The sequence below is a fragment of the Sphingomonas sp. 179-I 2A4 NHS genome (assembly GCF_045369135.1).
In the GTDB taxonomy this organism is placed as follows: domain Bacteria; phylum Pseudomonadota; class Alphaproteobacteria; order Sphingomonadales; family Sphingomonadaceae; genus Sphingomonas.
Map to the genome: position 1 here is coordinate 590,711 of NZ_JBIQFL010000001.1, position 17,456 is coordinate 608,166.

The 17,456-nt window shown below is 64.9% G+C and carries 13 protein-coding genes; 6 read left to right on the forward strand and 7 right to left on the reverse strand.

What is annotated here, in order from left to right; genetic code table 11:
- The first annotated feature begins 1 nt into the window (after nt 1).
- Entirely contained in the window at nt 2–1,441 is a 1,440-nt protein-coding gene (locus tag ACH0CP_RS02675) for a pyruvate dehydrogenase complex E1 component subunit beta (RefSeq protein ID WP_294443149.1), read from the forward strand.
- A gap of 24 nt (nt 1,442–1,465) precedes the next feature.
- On the opposite strand, the gene ACH0CP_RS02680 is transcribed toward ACH0CP_RS02675, so the two are convergent.
- From ACH0CP_RS02680 to ACH0CP_RS02690, 3 genes are read right to left on the reverse strand one after another with little or no spacing between them, the layout of a single operon-like run.
- Nucleotides 1,466–2,083 carry a histidine kinase gene (locus tag ACH0CP_RS02680; protein WP_294443150.1) on the reverse strand — a complete coding sequence of 206 codons (618 nt, stop codon included), beginning with the start codon at nt 2,081–2,083 and terminating at the stop codon, nt 1,466–1,468.
- 44 nt (nt 2,084–2,127) lie between these two features.
- Nucleotides 2,128–2,718 (reverse strand): TadE/TadG family type IV pilus assembly protein, encoded by a 591-nt coding sequence (locus tag ACH0CP_RS02685; protein WP_294443151.1) that lies wholly within the window; start codon nt 2,716–2,718, stop codon nt 2,128–2,130.
- Nucleotides 2,715–4,730: a pilus assembly protein gene (locus tag ACH0CP_RS02690; RefSeq protein ID WP_294443152.1), complete on the reverse strand. Its 2,016-nt coding sequence runs from the start codon at nt 4,728–4,730 to the stop codon at nt 2,715–2,717. The genes ACH0CP_RS02685 and ACH0CP_RS02690 overlap by 4 nt, the downstream gene beginning before the upstream one ends.
- 80 nt (nt 4,731–4,810) lie before the next feature.
- Between ACH0CP_RS02690 and ACH0CP_RS02695 the strand changes: the two genes are divergently transcribed.
- Both ACH0CP_RS02695 and ACH0CP_RS02700 read left to right on the forward strand, forming a co-directional pair.
- Nucleotides 4,811–5,473: a hypothetical protein gene (locus ACH0CP_RS02695; RefSeq protein WP_294443154.1), complete on the forward strand. Its 663-nt coding sequence runs from the start codon at nt 4,811–4,813 to the stop codon at nt 5,471–5,473.
- 24 nt (nt 5,474–5,497) lie between these two features.
- The gene (locus ACH0CP_RS02700; protein ID WP_294443155.1) at nt 5,498–5,983 is read left to right on the forward strand and encodes an EF-hand domain-containing protein; all 486 of its coding nucleotides are present in this window, start codon (nt 5,498–5,500) and stop codon (nt 5,981–5,983) included.
- 112 nt (nt 5,984–6,095) lie between these two features.
- Here ACH0CP_RS02700 and trmFO read toward each other — a convergent pair whose 3' ends face one another.
- The gene (gene trmFO / locus ACH0CP_RS02705; protein ID WP_294443156.1) at nt 6,096–7,427 is read right to left on the reverse strand and encodes a methylenetetrahydrofolate--tRNA-(uracil(54)-C(5))-methyltransferase (FADH(2)-oxidizing) TrmFO; all 1,332 of its coding nucleotides are present in this window, start codon (nt 7,425–7,427) and stop codon (nt 6,096–6,098) included.
- A 346-nt stretch (nt 7,428–7,773) separates the two neighbouring features.
- Here trmFO and ACH0CP_RS02710 point away from each other — a divergent pair, with 346 nt between their 5' ends.
- On the forward strand, nt 7,774–8,583 hold the full coding sequence (locus tag ACH0CP_RS02710) for a hypothetical protein (RefSeq protein ID WP_294443157.1): 810 nt from the start codon (nt 7,774–7,776) through the stop codon (nt 8,581–8,583).
- Nucleotides 8,584–8,894: 311 nt separating this feature from the next.
- Nucleotides 8,895–9,638 (forward strand): hypothetical protein, encoded by a 744-nt coding sequence (locus tag ACH0CP_RS02715; RefSeq protein ID WP_406875371.1) that lies wholly within the window; start codon nt 8,895–8,897, stop codon nt 9,636–9,638.
- 1,036 nt (nt 9,639–10,674) lie between these two features.
- On the opposite strand, the gene mfd is transcribed toward ACH0CP_RS02715, so the two are convergent.
- The gene (mfd, locus tag ACH0CP_RS02720) at nt 10,675–14,130 is read right to left on the reverse strand and encodes a transcription-repair coupling factor (RefSeq protein ID WP_406875369.1); all 3,456 of its coding nucleotides are present in this window, start codon (nt 14,128–14,130) and stop codon (nt 10,675–10,677) included.
- A gap of 43 nt (nt 14,131–14,173) precedes the next feature.
- A complete protein-coding gene (locus ACH0CP_RS02725) occupies nt 14,174–14,458 on the reverse strand; it encodes a succinate dehydrogenase assembly factor 2 (RefSeq protein ID WP_046411778.1) in 285 nt (94 codons plus the stop codon).
- A gap of 114 nt (nt 14,459–14,572) precedes the next feature.
- On the opposite strand from ACH0CP_RS02725, the gene recG reads away from it, so the two are divergent.
- Nucleotides 14,573–16,627, forward strand: coding sequence for an ATP-dependent DNA helicase RecG (recG, locus tag ACH0CP_RS02730; RefSeq protein WP_294442928.1), 2,055 nt, complete (start codon nt 14,573–14,575; stop codon nt 16,625–16,627).
- A 46-nt stretch (nt 16,628–16,673) separates the two neighbouring features.
- Here the strand turns inward: recG and ACH0CP_RS02735 are convergent, their stop codons facing one another.
- The gene (locus ACH0CP_RS02735; protein WP_294442927.1) at nt 16,674–17,453 is read right to left on the reverse strand and encodes a sulfite exporter TauE/SafE family protein; all 780 of its coding nucleotides are present in this window, start codon (nt 17,451–17,453) and stop codon (nt 16,674–16,676) included.
- Nucleotides 17,454–17,456 lie beyond the last annotated feature (3 nt).

The following is a 17,456-nucleotide window of genomic DNA, read 5'->3' on the forward strand; positions in this document are numbered from 1 at the left end:
GATGGCGATCGACATCAAGATGCCGGCGCTCTCCCCCACCATGGAGGAGGGCACGCTCGCCAAGTGGCTCGTCAAGGAAGGCGACACCGTGAAGTCCGGCGACATCATGGCCGAGATCGAAACCGACAAAGCGACGATGGAATTCGAGGCAGTCGACGAAGGTGTCGTCGGCAAGATCCTTGTTGCCGAGGGCACCGACAACGTGAAGGTCGGCACGGTGATCATGCAGCTGGAGGGCGAGGGCGCTGACGCAGCCCCTGCGGGCACCAGCGATCCGGCTGCGACCAAGGAAGACACCGCGGCGCCTGAAGCGAAGGCAGACGAGAAGAAGCCTGACGAGGTCGAGGACTCCGCGCACCCGGCGCAGGAGAAGGTCGAGACGGGCGCCCGGCAGATGTTCGAGGCGGCGAGGCACGACGCTGAAGTGACCGATCCGGCGATCCCCGAAGGCACCGAGATGGTGAAGGTGACCGTCCGCGAGGCGCTTCGCGATGCGATGGCCGAGGAAATGCGCGCTGACGAGCGCGTGTTCGTGATGGGCGAGGAAGTCGCGCAGTATCAGGGCGCGTACAAGGTGACGCAGGGGCTGCTGGACGAGTTCGGCGATCGCCGTGTTATCGATACGCCGATCACCGAGTACGGCTTTGCCGGCGTCGGCACAGGCGCGGCAATGGGCGGCCTCCGGCCCGTCGTCGAATTCATGACGTTCAACTTCGCGATGCAGGCGATCGACCACATCGTGAACTCCGCTGCGAAGACGAACTACATGTCTGGCGGGCAAATGCGCTGCCCGATCGTCTTCCGCGGGCCGAACGGTGCCGCCAGCCGTGTCGCGGCGCAGCACTCCCAGAACTACGGCCCATGGTACGCTAGCGTGCCGGGCCTGATCGTCATCGCGCCGTATGATGCTGCGGACGCAAAGGGCCTGCTGAAGGCCGCCATCCGTAGCGAGGACCCTGTAGTGTTCCTCGAAAACGAGCTGCTCTACGGCCGCTCGTTCGAAGTCCCCAAGCTCGACGACTGGGTACTGCCGATCGGCAAGGCGCGCGTGATGCGCGAGGGCAAGGACGTGACGATCGTCAGCTATTCGATCGGGGTCGGCCTGGCGCTTGAAGCCGCTGAGCAGCTGTCAGGCGAGGGTGTAGAAGCCGAAGTGATTGACCTTCGCACGCTGCGTCCGCTCGACAAGGATACGGTGCTCAAGAGCCTCGCCAAAACCAACCGCTTGGTGGTGGCTGAGGAAGGCTGGCCGACCTGCTCGATCGCCAGCGAGATCATCGCGATCTGCATGGAGGAAGGCTTCGACGATCTCGATGCCCCGGTGATGCGCGTATGTAACGAGGATGTGCCGCTTCCCTATGCCGCAAACCTCGAGAAGCTGGCGCTCGTCTCGTCCGAGAAGATCGTCGAGGCGGTTCGCAAGGTAACCTATCGGGGCTGATGTACCACTCCCAGTCCGGCTGCGTCATGCCGTGTATTTGTCACACGTCATGCGCGGTGCGGCCGGACTGGGATTGGTGATGCCCTTGCCGAAGTCACGTTTGTCGCGAACGATGAAGCTTGCGATATGGTGCAGCCGCGTCTCGCCAATGAAGTAGTTCGAGACAAGCGGGCGATAATCGTAGTTGATCTCCACGAAGATCACGCCCGATCCCGGCGGTGCGATGACCTTGGCGCCGGCCGGCCCCATACCGGTGAAGGAATATGAGGCGGACTTGCCATCGCCTTCGTTGCCATAGGACGAGTCCCAGTTCGCACCCCGCTTTAGACCGACGCAGCGCTGCCAATGGATATATTGGCCGCCGGAGTTGGTTGTCTCGATGCTCGACACGGTGATCCGCCCCGTCTGAGTGATTCCCATCGCCTGACCCTGCAGACGCGCGCCTTGCAGAACGTCGTTCATGTCGACCTCGCGCAGCTCCTGCGTCTGCAGCGACGTATCAGCGCCGACGCGGGAGGCGTTATCGGCCAAAACCAGGGCGAGTTGGCTGACCTTCATCTGGGTTATGCCGAAATTGGCGAGCTCGATCGAATAGAGGCCGACCGGCACGAGGATTGGCAGCGTCAGGGCGAATTCTAGCATCGCAAGGCCCTGGCGATCCCGCCGGAGGCTGCGGAACGTCTGTATCACGTGCATATCGTTGCCGGAGTTGAGTTGCTGCTCTTGTCGTACGGCTGGTTCTTCAGCAGTGTCGATGCGGACACGTCCTGGTTCGGCGGGAGGCCAAGCATCTTTCCCAGCGGGAAAAGCCGCGGATAGCGAATGTTCATCGTGTAGACGACGGTGTCATTGGCATAGCCTTGGCCGGTCTTTCCGGGGTCGGCGTCCCACTGCGCGTTGCCGTTGAGATCGGCAAAACACTCGCCCGGATCGCGGACCTTGTTGTCATTGGTATCGGTGAAGGGCTCCGGGCCGATCGCGGTGTAATTGGAATAGGCGGACCGCTGGCTGTTCCACGTGAGATCCTTCGCGACAGCCCGAACCGATGAGACGACGCGGGCGTCAATCTCGGTTACCTTGGACAAGCCGGTCTCAAGCCCGCTGTCGCGCCCCGCGCGTTGCACGGCGCCCGTCAGGATCGACTGGACGTAGAGCCGGTAGCAGAGGTCCATCACACCCATGAGGAGGAGGAGCATCACCGGCGCGACCAGCGCGAACTCGACGATCGTTACGCCTCGGCTGTCCGCGGTCAGGCGCTTTGGAGTGATATGTCTCACTCCGACACCCGAAGCTTCGCGATGTTCGACGCTATGTTGGCGAAGGCGCTGTTCAACTCGGCGGCATTCTTCGCCTCGAACGAGTTGCTCTCCGAGGACGCGCAATCGCTGAGCAGGGGCGTGAGTGACGTGCCGAACGCGATCACCCACACTGTCATGTTCTTGTTCTTCGCCACCTGGCAGAGCGCGGTCAGCCGCTTCTCGACCAGCGTATTCTGTTCGGAGTCGCCATAAGGCAGTCGGGAGGCGTCGGTGCGCCTACGATCGATGCCCGCCAGTCCGTAAGCATCATAATCGCCGAAGTTTGTTTCCGTCTTGCCATCGGTCATGAAGATGACGTGACGGGCGATCGCGCTGCCATTTGGGGCAGTCGTGTTCTCCGAGGCGAAGAGGCCGTCGGGCGACAGCAGGCGTAGGCCCCAGAGGAACCCGATGTCGTGATATGTGCGCCCTGCGACCTTCAATCCATTCAAATATGAGGTGAGCGTGCCCTTGTTGATTGCGGCAAGCTTTTGCGCCGCGGATGGGCAGGCAGCATAATCATTCGGATAGTTGCTGAGGTTGATGTAATTGCCGTTGTGCCGCACGGCCTTCATCGTGTCTGCGGGCCAATTGGCGGTTGAGGTCGTCGGGTTCGAGTAGCTTGTGTAGCTGCGCGCATAGACGAGTTGCGGAAGCCAGGGCCTCCATTGGGTGGCAGGATCGCTGGCGCTGGGCACCATATCGACATCGAGATCGTAAGCGTCAGTAGGGATGCTCGGATAATCGCTTTGGCGCACGGTGGCCCGCTCTTCGATGCAGGCGCTTGAGCTGTTCCACGTGATCGCACGGTTCGACCATTGGGAGCCGTTGCCACCATTGATCATCGCCTGGAAGGTGCCGCCCGCCATCAGGCCGGAGCCGCCATTACCTTTCAGCCCCCTGACGTCGAACGTTACCGGCTGATAGTTCCACCAATAGGTCTTGGCCGTGGAACTTGATGTACTGCCCCAGTTCGGGTTCTTGGTGCGGGTCTCGACGCGGCTGCGCTTCAGATTGTTGTACCGCGTCTCCGTGATTTTGCAGACGCCGTTCGACAAATTCGCGGAAAAGCTGCTCCCGGTAATTGTCTCAGTCGTCGTTCGACCCTGTGATCCGTTCGGGTTGGTGGTCCAGCTGGTCGAAGAACTGGCGGTCTTCTGCGTGTTCGGCGGCGCGAAGCAATTCTCCGGCAGGCCATAGGTCACGAACGTCTCGGTGCTGCCGGACAAGGTCGTCCAGCCGCTATAGGTTGACGCATTCCACTCGCCTTGGGTCGAGGTGTTCGTCTTCTCCGTGATGTCGGCAGGAGCGCGGGACTGGTATGTCCAACTGTCGACCATCCAGTCGCGCTTCAGCAGCATGCCGACGTTGACGGTCGAGGAATAGGGCACGAACCCGTAGCGGATCTGGCTCGAATTGGTCTTCGATCCCTCTAGCGCGTCATAGAAGCTGACGACGGAGGAACGAAGCGCGCTGATCCTGCTGACGCTGTCGGACGGGTTCGTCAGGCCCATCGATCCCGTCGTGTCGAGCACGAACATCACGTCGAGGTTCGGGATGTCGAGCTTCGCCTGGCAGGTGACATTGATCGTGGCGTCGCCGGCGCCGATCATCTTGGTCAGCGTCATCGGCACGACCGCGGATGCGGTTCCGCGCACCTGATTGTCCGACGTCTTGGAGAATATGCGAGTGCGGGACTTTGTACCAAACACCCCGACCTTAAAATTATTGTCGAAGAACATTTCCGCTTTCTGGTTCGCATCGGCGGAATACGTGGTGTCGACCATGAATTTGCGGCCGGCCAGGGCACCGGAATCGCAAGCTTGCTGCAGGCGCACCTTCACGAAATACATTCGCGAGGTATCGATCGCCGAACCGGCGAGGGCCGTGACGGGGATAGTTGCGATGGCCATGATCGCCAGAGCATTGCCCCGCGTGTCTTGCCCAAGTCGCTTGAGAAAAGTCTTTGGCGCAACGCCCGACGGCTTCATGTTGCCCCTGTCCCCGCAAATATTGTTTATGTTCTAGCGGGCTGTTATGACGTGCAGCTTCTAAACTACGATCAAGCGACATGGTTAACAACCCTCGAACCTTTGGGATCGACCCTGGAGGCGGCCATCCGGAGCGCGCGCTTGCGCTCGGCTATGCGCCGGCGGCCGGGCGCGAGGGGGTGCTTGCGGTGTTCGCGCTGGATGCGACGCTGGCGAAGCTGGCGCTCGGCACGCGCGATCCGATGGTGGCGCAGCTGCGACTGACCTGGTGGTACGAGGCGCTGATGGCGCTCCATGCAGCGCCGGCACCCGCGCAGCCGATCCTCCAGGTGCTGACCGAGGCAGGGGCGGATGGCGCGGCGCTTGCCGCCACTGAGGTGGGTTGGGAACAGTTGCTTGGGGAGACGGACGACGCAGCGTTGATGGCGTTTGCGACCGCGCGGGCGGGCGTGTTCCGGGAGGCGGGGCGGCTGGCTGGCGCTGCAGACAACGTCGCCGACGCTGGCGCTGGCTGGGCGCTGGCGGATCTGGCCGGCATCACGGCTGATCCGGCGGTAGCGAGCCGGTCGCGGGCCCTGGCGGCGCCGTTGCTGGCGCGGGCGGCGGGGCAGCGCTGGAGTTCGGCGGGGCGCTTCCTGGGGGCACTGGTGCATGTCGCGCGGGCGGACCTGGCGGGCGAGCGACCGGTTGGGGCGCCGGCGCGGGTAGCGCGGCTGGCGTGGCATCGATTGACGGGGCGGTAACGGGCTCCACAGGGGGAGAGGGGCATGTGGCGGTATCTGGCAGGGGGTGTCGCGGCGCTGCTGATGGTGGCGGCGGGCTGGATGCTGTTTTCGACCCGGGCGACGAGCGACCCGATCATCCCGTCCGCACCGCCGCCGCCCGCCTCGGCGCAGCGCACTGCTGGCAACGAAGTGGCCGATGCGCCGGTGCCGGAAGCCAGCGCGCGGACGCGGGAGGAGAAGCGCTTCGACCGATACGACAAGGATCGCAACGACAGCATCACGCGCGAGGAATATCTCGCCTCGCGTCGCAAGGCTTTTGCGAAGCTCGACACCAATGGCGACGGGCGGCTGTCGTTCGAGGAATGGGCGGCCAAGACGACCGCCAAGTTCGCCAGCGCCGACCGAGACAAATCGGGCGCCATGGACCGGGCGGAGTTCGCCACCACGGCGGTGAAGCGCAAGACCCCGCTGCGATCGGCGCGCAAACCCGAGTGCCCGCCGGTGCGCAGCGCGGATGACGACAGCTAAGCGCGGGGGCTAGCACTTCACGTCCCTCGGCGATGCTCGGGACGAACGCGGTTGACAGGCGGCCGCCCTCGACCTTGACCCGGCGCGCCGGGGTGAGGGCGCACCGGGGCCGTCAGGCGGCCATCCATTCGGCCAGCGCGGTGCGGGCGCGGTCGGTGTACATCTTCTTGCGATCCGCTTTCTTCGTGCGCCCCTCGATCGGCGGGAAGAGGCCGAAATTGACGTTCATCGGCTGATACGTTTCCGCCACCGCGGCGAAGGTGATGTGGTTCAACAGCGCACCGAGCGCGGTTTCCACCGGCGGGGGTATCATCGGGCGGCCGCCAAGCTCGGCCGCCGCGAAGCGGCCGGCCAGGAGACCGATGGCGGCGCTTTCGACATAGCCTTCGCAGCCGGTGATCTGACCGGCGAAGCGGACGTTGGGGCGGGACTTCAGCCGCAACTCCGGATCCAGCAGCTCGGGCGAGCGCAGGAAGGTGTTGCGGTGGAGGCCGCCGAGCCGGGCGAACTCCGCCTTTTCCAGCCCCGGGATGGTGCGGAACAGGCGCACCTGTTCGGCATGTTTAAGCTTCGTCTGGAACCCGACGATGTTCCACAGCGTGCCGGCGGCATTGTCCTGCCGCAGCTGGACGCAGGCATAGGGCCAGCGGCCATTGGGGTGTTCCGGCGTCGCAGTGCGCGGATCATCGAGGCCGACGCCCTTCATCGGGCCGAAGCGCAGCGTCTCGCGCCCGCGCTCCGCCATCACCTCGATCGGCATGCAGCCTTCGAAATAGGGCACGTTCTCCCATTCGCGCGGCACGCTCTTCTCGCCGGCGAGCAGCCCTTCGACGAACGCCTCATATTGCTCCCGATTGAGCGGGCAGTTGATGTAATCGGTGCCGTCGCCCTTGTTCCAGCGGGACTGGAACCACGCTTTCTCCATGTCGATCGAATCGCGGTACACGATCGGCGCGATGGCATCGAAGAAGGCGAGTGCGTCCTTCCCCGTCTCACTGGCGATCGCCTGCGACAGGCCCGGCGCCGTCAGCGGCCCGGTGGCGATGATCGCGGGCCCTTCCGGCAACGCATCGACCCGCTCGCGCACGATCGTGACGTTGGGATGCGCGGCGAGCGCGGCGGTGACGCCGGCGGAAAAGCCATCACGATCCACCGCCAGCGCGGAGCCGGCCGGCACCTTGTGCGCATCGCCCTCCCGCAGGATGAGCGAGCCAAGCGCGCGCATTTCCTGGTGGATGAGGCCGACGGCGTTGCTTTCGGCATCGTCCGACCGGAAGCTGTTGGAGCAGACGAGCTCCGCCAGATGATCGGTGTGATGCGCCGGGGTATTCTCTCCCGAGCCGCGCATTTCGGACAGGCGGACCTTGAAGCCGGCTTCGGCGAGCTGCCACGCGGCTTCGCTTCCGGCGAGGCCGCCGCCAATGACGTGGATGTCGTAAGTCATGGAGGGGCGTTTAGGCGGGCCGAATACGAAAAGGAACGTGCCGGCGAAAAACGGCGGAAAACCGCGGCTTTCGGAAAATCGCCGCGCGCGAATGTTGAGGAAGTTGAGGCGATAGCGCGTTTTTTTCCAACAGCCTCAACATTCGCGGGATGGATCGGCGCAGGGATCATGGCGGGGATGATACGCCCCGGCGGGCATGTAGGACAGGAAGACGGATCGGCGCGGCGGGGGTGCCGGGGATGGGGCGCATGGCAAGGCTGATCCGAGGCGCGCGTGGCGGCAGGGCGCGAGTGCGGGTGGGGCAGGCGGCGATGAACCGTGCGGGCGGGACGGGCGTTCAGCGCCAATGGCAACCCGCATCCACACCCCCGCCCGCGGCGCGTTGAACGCTGCTTCCATCGCCGTGCTGCTGGCGGCGGCGTTCCAGATCCTGACGCCGCTGCTGCCGCAACTGGGGGTGGGACAGCCGATCGGCGACCAGTCCGATGCGGTGCGCACGCTGATCACCCCGGCGGGCTGGGCCTTTTCGATCTGGGGGGCGCTGTACCTCGGCTCGACATTGTTCGCGATCTACCAGCTGCTGCCGGCGCAGCGGGGCAATCCGCTGCTCGCGCGCATCCGGTGGCCGGCGGCGGGCGCGTTCCTCGGCAACGGCCTGTGGGCGGCCTACACCCAGGTATTCGGGCTGAGCGCGATATCGGTATCGATCATCATCCTGACGCTGGCGTGCCTCGTCGCCATCTATCGCGTGTTCGCGAGCGGCGGGCCCGGCATTGGGCAGTCCGGCAGCGGGCGGCTCAGCACCGGCGAGCGCTGGCTCGCCTATGTGCCGCTCAGCGCGCTGACCGCCTGGCTGACGGTGGCGACGACGGTGAACATCGCCGCCAGCCTGCGCTTCCACGGCGTGGAGGGCGGCGCGGCGGCACCGATGATCGCGGGCGCCGTGGTGGTGGCGGCCGGCGTGATCGCCGCGACCGCGCTGATCCGCGGGCGCGGCAACCTGCCTTTCGCGGTTGTGTTCCTGTGGGCGCTGGCGGCGATCTTCGCGGCCGGCGGGCAGGAAGCAACGCTGGTGGCGGGCGCGACGGCGATCGCGGCGGTGCTGGTGGTTGTGGGGCTGGTGTTGGGCACGCGGCGGGAGCGGGCATCATGGTGATGAAACCATGACGGTGGTTCCTGATCGCCAGATCGGAGTCTGTTTTATCTGGTAAGCTCCAAGTCCTCGTTAGGTTATTCTGGACAAAGCTAGAGAAGCGATGATCTAGCTACTGTGACCCGTCATGCAGGGATGGAGAACCACGCGCTATAATGCAGGTCGGGTGCGGCGTGTCATAATCGCCACCCGGCTGGGTAGGGATACGGGGGTAAACGGTCGCTCAGAACGATTTGATTACCCCCTCGCATATCTGTACCGAGAATAGATCGTAAGGGTCTTGGCCGCACAGAAGGCCGGAGTAAGCTGCTCACATGATCGAACCGTCCGCTGATGAGCTAACGATATATGATGACATTTCGAAGCTAGGTGAAAGGCTTTGGAAAATATCGACTTCTATCGAGGGTCTAAATACCGATCCTAAGATGTCCTCCATCATGTTGTACAAGAGGCTATGGAGCAACCAGCGAGGCTACACTGCCTTATGGAAAATGAACTTAAATCTAGAGGCCAACATTGTCTTAAGGTCTGCTGTTGAGGCAGCGATATGCATTGCCGCCAATGCAAAGCTTAGAGAAGAATTTGTTCTTCTGATGAGTAGAGATGCCGCTGCCACGATCCAAGGTCAGATTAAAATTCACCGAGATAATGAAGCTTATGAGCTCGTAAAGGAGGGAGAGGCCACACTGCGCTTATTGCAATCCAAACTTCCGGTGGGAGTTAAGCCTGCCACTTTGCGTTGGAAGGAGCTTGCCGAACAGGGCGGAGCGCCTCAGCTTTACAGCTTCCACAAGATGCTATCGAGCGTCTCATCCCATGTCACCGGGTTGTCGATTTTACGCGGTGTTACAAACGAGCGCATGGATGCAGAACAGCGAGAAATAAGCGAGCTAGAGCGAAAGATGCACCTTATGATGATGGCCGGTGCCATGCTTCAAGGGGCTAGGCTGCACTCGGTTATGATCGAAGCGTATGCTGAGCTAGAGATAGCGACTATTTTGACTGATCGATTGGCTACCTTGTCGATGAGTTGGCCGGGGGTGGGGCCTGACGATTGAACGACGCAGGCGGGTTGGCAGGCGCTTGAGCACTTGGCTTTCTACGTTCTGCCGCCTTAGCGGGTTGCGGATGTGCGGTAGGCTTTGGTTCCTCATACAGAGAACGGCCACGGGGCGGGGGAACTCGAAAGGCAACTTTGCAGTCTTCCGAGATCAGCGATCGGGCATTATCAGGTTGTATCGCTAAATACTTACCTGATATCTGTCTTAGGACAACATTCCGTGCGCAAGACGTGTGAGAACCGACTGCATCCTTGTACAGAATGAAGCGGTCAGACTGACCTTTAGTTGCCCCAATGCAAAAAAGGGATATCATGAAGCCACCAATTAGGGTGCCGGCTTCGAAGGTGTAGCCGCTATAATTACGACGCTCACTGAAAGTCATCCACGCTACTGTCGCAGGCAATTGCAACGCTACCCATAATATCGTGTATGGGAACTGATTGCCCGAATATATATCGTGTGCCGCGCGGACAAGGCAGATAACAAATATGGCCGCAGCAAACCAATTTATCCCACTCCTCATTTTCTTGTTGCGAGAGTGGGCGCTGGGCTGTTGCTCTTGCGGCAAGGCGTTAGCCATATTCACAGCGTAGGGTGTTGCTGAGGTCACGCGCATCAGAGTTACCGCCAGCGGCAGAACAAGCGACAGTGCGTACACCCGAACCATGTCGCTTACTGACACAGAGAACAGATCGGAGGCTGAGGCATGAACAACCAAGTTTGCGCCGAATCCTAGGCAGTAGCTCCACAGGAAAAAGGCAGAGCCAAGGATATGCGCCACGGGGATAGCGACAAGGGTATGTCCGAGGCGTTCGCTTGTCGTCATCTACGCGGGATATCAGTGCGACCGGACGTCAGCCAGCCCTTTGCCCTCGCTAGCAGAAAGCGCTAACACAACTGTCCCGACGCTCAGGAAACATCCTTTGTTTGTCAATGCTTGCGGGTTTGAAAGCCGATTTCTCTCGGCCCCACTATTGGGTCGTGGAGCCTACATGCATCGCGCTATCCTTGCGTAGGTTAAACGCCTGACAACTCACCCCGCCGCCTTCGCCAGTCCCTTGGACAGTTGCAGCGCGCCATGCAGCCGGGCGGCCGGGTCCGCCCAGTTACGCGTCAGCGCGAGCTTTGAGTCCGGGCGCAGCTTTGCGATCGGGCCGAGCTTTTCGACATAGGCGAGGAGGGCGGGGACGCTGGGCGGCGTATCGTCGTGGAAGCTGACGAGCGCACCCTTGGGGCCGACGTCCATCTTCGCGACGCAGGCCTTCTTGGCGTTCAGCTTGATCTCGATCACCTTGACGAGATTGTCGGTCGCTTCCGGCAGCGGGCCGAAGCGGTCGATCATCTCGGCGGCGAAGGCATCCAGATCGGGCTTCGTATCGAGATCGTTGAGGCGGCGGTACAGGCCCATGCGCAGATCGAGATCTGGCACGTAATCCTCCGGGATGAGGATGGCTGCGTCGACGGTGATCTGCGGCGAGAAATCGCGCGGGCGGCTGGCGAGGCCGCCGGCGCGCGCGTCCATGATCGCTTCCTCCAGCATCGACTGGTAGAGCTCGTAGCCGACTTCCTTGATGTGGCCGGACTGTTCGTCGCCCAGGAGGTTGCCGGCGCCGCGAATGTCGAGATCGTGGCTGGCGAGCTGGAAGCCGGCGCCGAGGCTGTCGAGATCGGAGAGGACCTTCAGGCGCTTTTCCGCCGCATCCGTCATCTGCCGTTCGGGGGGCGTGACCATATAGGCGTAGGCGCGCGTCTTCGACCGGCCGACGCGGCCGCGCAGCTGGTATAGCTGCGCCAGGCCGAAGCGATCGGCGCGGTTGACGATCAGCGTGTTGGCGGACGGGATGTCGATGCCGCTTTCGATGATCGAGGTGGAGATGAGCACCTCGAACTTCTTCTCGACGAAGGCGGACATGCGCTCCTCCACCTCGGTCGGCGCCATCTGGCCGTGGGCAATGACGTAGCGGACCTCGGGCACTTCCTTGCGCAGGAATTCCTCGATGTCGGGCAGATCGGCGATGCGCGGGGTGACGAGGAAGCTCTGGCCGCCGCGGTAATGTTCGCGCAGCAGCGCCTCGCGCAGGACGACCGGATCCCACGGCATGACATAGGTGCGCACCGCGAGGCGATCGACCGGCGGCGTTTGGATGACGGAGAGCTCGCGCAGGCCGCTCATCGCCATCTGCAGCGTGCGGGGGATGGGCGTGGCGGTGAGCGTGAGGACGTGGACGTCCGCCTTCAGCGCCTTCAGCCGTTCCTTGTGGGTGACGCCGAAGCGCTGCTCCTCGTCGACGATGACGAGGCCGAGACGCTTGAAATCGACGTTCTTGGCGAGGAGCGCGTGGGTGCCGACGACGATGTCGATCGTGCCGCTGGCGAGGCCTTCCTTGACGCGCTTCGCCTCCGCCGCCGGGACGAGGCGGGAGAGGCGGCCGATCTCGATCGGATAGCCTTCGAAGCGCTGGGTGAAGTTGAGGTGGTGCTGGCGCGCAAGCAGCGTCGTCGGGCAGACGACCGCGACCTGCATGCCGGCCATCGCCGCGACGAAGGCGGCGCGCAGGGCGACTTCCGTCTTGCCGAAGCCGACGTCGCCGACGATCAGCCGGTCCATCGGCTTGCCGGCGGAGAGATCGGCCAGCGTTTCCTCGATCGCGCGGTCCTGATCGTCGGTTTCCTGATAGGGGAAGCGATCGACGAAGCTCGGATAGCCGCTGGCATCGGGCGCCGCGACCTCGCCGTGGCGCAGCGCGCGCAGCGCCGCGGTGGCGATGAGATCACCCGCGATTTCGCGGATGCGCTCCTTCATCTTCGACTTGCGACGCTGCCATGCCTCGCCGCCGAGCCGGTCCAGCGTGGCGCCTTCCTCGCCGGCGCCGTAGCGCGAGAGGACCTCGAGGTTCTCGACCGGCACGTAGAGCTTGTCGCCGCCGGCATATTCCAGCTGCACGCAATCGTGCGGCGCCTTGGCGACGGGCACCTGGGTGAGCCCGACGTAGCGGCCGATGCCGTGATCGGTGTGGACGACGAGATCGCCGGGCGAGAGCGTGGCGAGCTCGGCCAGGAAGGCGTCGGCCGACTTGCGGCGCTTGGCGCGGCGGATCAGCCGGTCGCCCAGCATGTCCTGTTCAGTGAGGACGGCGACCTTGGGGGCGGTGAAGCCGTGATCGAGCGGCAGGACGATGAGCGCGACCTGCGTCTCGCCGACGCCCTGCGCGTCCTGCCACGTCTCGACCGGCTTCGCGCCGGTGAGGCCGTGATCCTTGAGGAGATTGCCGAGGCGATCGCGCGCCCCGGCGGAATAGCTGGCGAGGACGGGGGTGCGCCCCTCCTTGCGCAGCTTCTGGAGGTGATCGACCACCGCTTCGTAGACGTTGGTGCTGGCGGCGCGCTCGGGCGCGAAATCGCGCGGGCCGTCGACGCCGAAATCGACGACGGTGGCGGATTCGGGCTCGTGGAACGGGGTGGTGACGTGCGCGGTCGCGGTGGCGAGCGCTTCCTCCCACTCCTTGGGCGGCATGTAGAGCGTCTTGGCGGGGAGAGCGCGGTAGCTGCCGGGCTGCGCCGCCTCGGCGCGCTTGCGGTTCTCGTAATAGTCGGCGACCGCCTCGAACCGCGCCTCGCCCGCGGCCTTCACGCCGCCGTCGCGCACGACCAGCGCGTCCTCGCCGATATGGTCGAACAGGGTCTCGAGACGCTCCTCGAACAGCGGGAGCCAATGCTCCATGCCGGCGAGGCGGCGGCCTTCGCTGACCGCCTGGTAGAGCGGGTCACCGGTGGCGGTGGCGCCAAAGGTTTCGCGATAGCGGCTGCGGAAGCGCTTGATGCTTTCCTCGTCCAGCAGCGCCTCGGAGGCGGGGAGGAGGGTGAAGCCGGGGATCTTGCCGGTGGTGCGCTGGTCGGCGGGGTCGAAGGTGCGGACGCTTTCGATCTCGTCGCCGAAGAAATCGAGGCGGAGCGCCTGGGTTTCACCCGAGGGGAACAGATCGACCAGACCGCCGCGGACGGCATATTCGCCGGCGTCGTGGACCGTATCGGTGCGCACATAGCCGTTGGCGGAAAGCAGCGCGGCGAGCTTGTCACGCGCGATTCGCTCACCCGGCTTCAGGTTCGCGACGAGCTGGCGGATGCGGAACGGGGTGAGCGTGCGCTGGGTGGCGGCGTTGACGGTGGTGAGGACGAGCTGCGGCGTCTTGGGGGTCGCCTGCAGCTTGTGCAGCGCGCCGATCCGCTCCGCCATGACGCGCAGGGAGGGCGAGGCCCGGTCATAGGGAAGGCAGTCCCACGCGGGATATTCGACGATCTCGATCTCCGGCGCGAAGAAGCGCGCGGTGCCGGCGATCGCGCGCATCGCCGCTTCGTCCGGCGCGATGAACACCGCCCGCGTCGTCGCCGCGCGGGCGAGATCGGCGAGCAGGCTGGGCAGGAAGCCGGTCGGCACGCCCGAGAGGGTGAGCGGCGTCTTGGCGGAGAGAATCGTCTTCAGATCGGGCAAAGGCGGGTCCGTTCGTATCGGGCGGCGGCAGGTAGGGGCTTGGTCAGGCGCCGGGCTGGCTGCCCGGGGTGGCGAGCGCGAAATCGACGCGGCGCATCGTCTGCATCATCTCGCCTTCCCATTCGGGCGGGCAGGGGATGGAGCCGATCGCCCAGCCCATGATGTCCACGTCCTGCTCCTCCAGCAGGCGTTCGAACCATTGCAGCTGTTCTTCGGACCAGCTGGCGTGATGCGCATCGAAGAAGCCGCCGATCATGAAATCGGCCTCGCGCGTGCCCCGGTGCCAGGCGCGGAAGCGGGTGCGCCGCAAACGAGTTTCTTGATCCATCAGGGGCTCCAACGACACTTGGCCGGCCGTGGTTTCGCACGGTCGGCGACGATAATTCATCCGCTCGCCTGACAGGATCGATGCGAACGGCTAGGCGTGGCGCAAGAGATAGTCATGCGACCCAATATCCTCAATCCACTGTTCGCCGAAGTCACCGCGCTGAAGGGCGTCGGGGCAGGGCTGGCCAAGCCGCTGGATCGGCTTGGCCTTGCGAGGGTGGTGGACGTGCTGTTCCATCTGCCGAGCGGCTGGATCGATCGCCTGCCGCGCGACGAGCTGATGGCGCAGGATGCGGGGCGCACGATCGCGATCACGCTGACGGTGCGCGACATCCGCGTCTCCTCAAGCCCGCGCGGGCCGACGCGGGTGCAGGCCGCCGACGGCTACGGCAACATCGTCAGCCTCGTCTATTTCGGGCGATCGAGCGGGCTGGTGCGCAAGCTCTATACCGTTGGCGAGCCGGTGCGCGTGTCTGGCAAGCTGGAGACATACGGCCAGGAATTGCAGATCATCCACCCGGAGATCGTGGATGGGGAGGACAGCTTTCGCGAGCGCGAGGCGATCTATCCGCTTTCGGAGGGGATTACGTCGCGCCGCGTCGGTGGCTTGGTCGAGCAGGCGATCGCCCGCGCGCCCGAGCTTGGCGAATGGATCGAGCCCGGCTTGCTTGCCCAGCGCGACTGGCCGGGGTGGAAGGAGGCGCTGACGCGCGTCCATGCCGATCCGGCCGATGCGGTGGCGCGGGCGCGGATCGCTTATGACGAGATCTTTGCCAACCAGCTGGCACTGTCGCTGGTGCGGCAGGATACGCGGCGTCGGCGCGGGCGCGCGCTGAAGGGCGACGGTCGGCTGCGCGACATGCTTCGGCTGCCCTATGCGTTGACCGGCGCACAGGCGCGGACGGCGCGCGAGATTGAGGGCGATCTGGCGCAGGACGCGCCGATGCTGCGACTGCTGCAGGGCGATGTAGGGTCGGGCAAGACGCTGGTCGCGGCGCTCGCGCTGATGATCGCGGTGGAGGCGGGGGCGCAAGGCGCGCTGCTGGCGCCGACCGAGATCCTGGCGCGGCAGCATTATGACACGCTGCGCGAGACGCTGGCCGGCTTGCCGGTGAACATCGCGGTGCTGACCGGGCGCGACAAGGGTCGGGCGCGCGAGGGCGTGCTGATGGGGCTGGCGGATGGGTCGATCGACATATTGATCGGCACGCACGCGATCTTCCAGGATGCGGTGACTTACCGCGACCTTGGCCTTGTTGTGGTGGACGAACAGCATCGCTTCGGCGTGGCGGAGCGGCTGGCGCTGTCGGCCAAGGGCAAGACGACGCCGCACCTGCTGGCGATGACCGCGACTCCGATCCCGCGCACGCTCGTCCTCGCGCAACATGGCGAGATGGACCAGAGCCGGCTCGACGAAATGCCGCCGGGGCGCGAGCCGGTGGAGACGCGCGTCATCAGCGAGGAGCGGCTGGACGAGGTGGTCAACGCGCTCGGCCGGCATCTGGCAGAGGGCAAGCAGGCCTATTGGGTCTGCCCGCTGGTGGAGGAGAGCGAGAAGAGCGACCTTGCCGCCGCCGAGGCGCGGGCGGCGGCGCTGGCGGGGCGCTTCGGGGATCGCGTCGGGCTGGTGCATGGCAAGATGCGGCCGGCGGAGAAGGACGCGGTGATGGCGCGCTTCGCCGGCGGCGAGCTTGGCGTGCTGGTGGCGACGACGGTGATCGAGGTGGGCGTGAACGTGCCCAATGCGACGCTGATCGTGATCGAGCATGCCGACCGCTTCGGACTGGCGCAGCTGCATCAGCTGCGTGGGCGGGTGGGGCGCGGCGGCGGGCAATCGCGCTGTCTGCTGCTGCGCGGCAATGCGCTGAGCGAAACGTCGCGCGCGCGGCTGGCGCTGATGCGCGAGACGAACGACGGCTTCATGATCGCCGAGGAGGATCTGCGGCTGCGCGGCGGCGGCGAATTGCTCGGCACGCGGCAATCGGGCGAGGCGGCGTTCCGGCTGGCGACGCCGGAGCTGCTCAATGAGCTGCTGCCGATCGCTTACGATGACGCACGGCTGCTGATCGATCGCGACGGCGGGCTTTCCGGCGCGCGCGGGCAGGCGGCGCGGGTGGCGCTGTATCTGTTCGAGCGCGACGCCGGCGTCGCCCTGCTGCGATCGGGCTGATCAACGATTTCGCGCCGCGTCCCGGATGCGCGGGCAAGCGGCGCCGTCAGAATGAGGTCAGCGCGACGAATAGACCGGCAGCGATGACCATCACGGCAAAGCCGCGTTCGAGCAGGCCCTTGCGCGTGGCGAGGGCCCGAGCGGCGGCCATCCCGGCTACGGTGCCGATCGCGCCGCCCGCGATCATCAGCGCGGTGATCGGCCAGTCGACCATGCCCGAGGTGGCGTAGGACGCTGCGGTGGTCAGCCCCAGTGCGCTCACCACCACGAGCGAGGTTCCCACCGCGTTGGCGATCGGCATGGCAGTGGCCAGCATCAGGCCCGGGACGATGAGGAAACCCCCGCCGATACCGAAGAAGCCGGCTGCAAGGCCGACGCCAAGGCCAATCGGGATCAGCCTCGGCAGCAGCGTCGCGGCGGACTCTCGCGACAGGCGAACGTCCGGCGCTGGCGCAGACTTGCGGGGGCGGAGCATCGAGAGGCCGACGCCGACCATCAGCAGGCCGAACAATGCCAATAGCCGCGCGCCATCCATTGCCTTGCCGAGTTCCGCACCGATGCTCGCCCCGGCGACGCCCACCGCCGCGAACACGGTGGCGCAAGGCCATTTTACCGTGCCCGCCTGGGCGTGGCCGGCAAGGCTGGCCAGCGCGCTGGCGGCGACTGCAACGGCGGCCGTCCCGATCGCGAGATGCGCAGACCCGGTCCCGACGACATAGACGAGCAACGGCACGGCGAGGATCGACCCGCCGCCGCCGACCAGCGCCAGGATCAGGCCGATCGCCGCGCCGGACGCGAGCGTGGCGAGGATGGCGGCGGCGGTCATGAG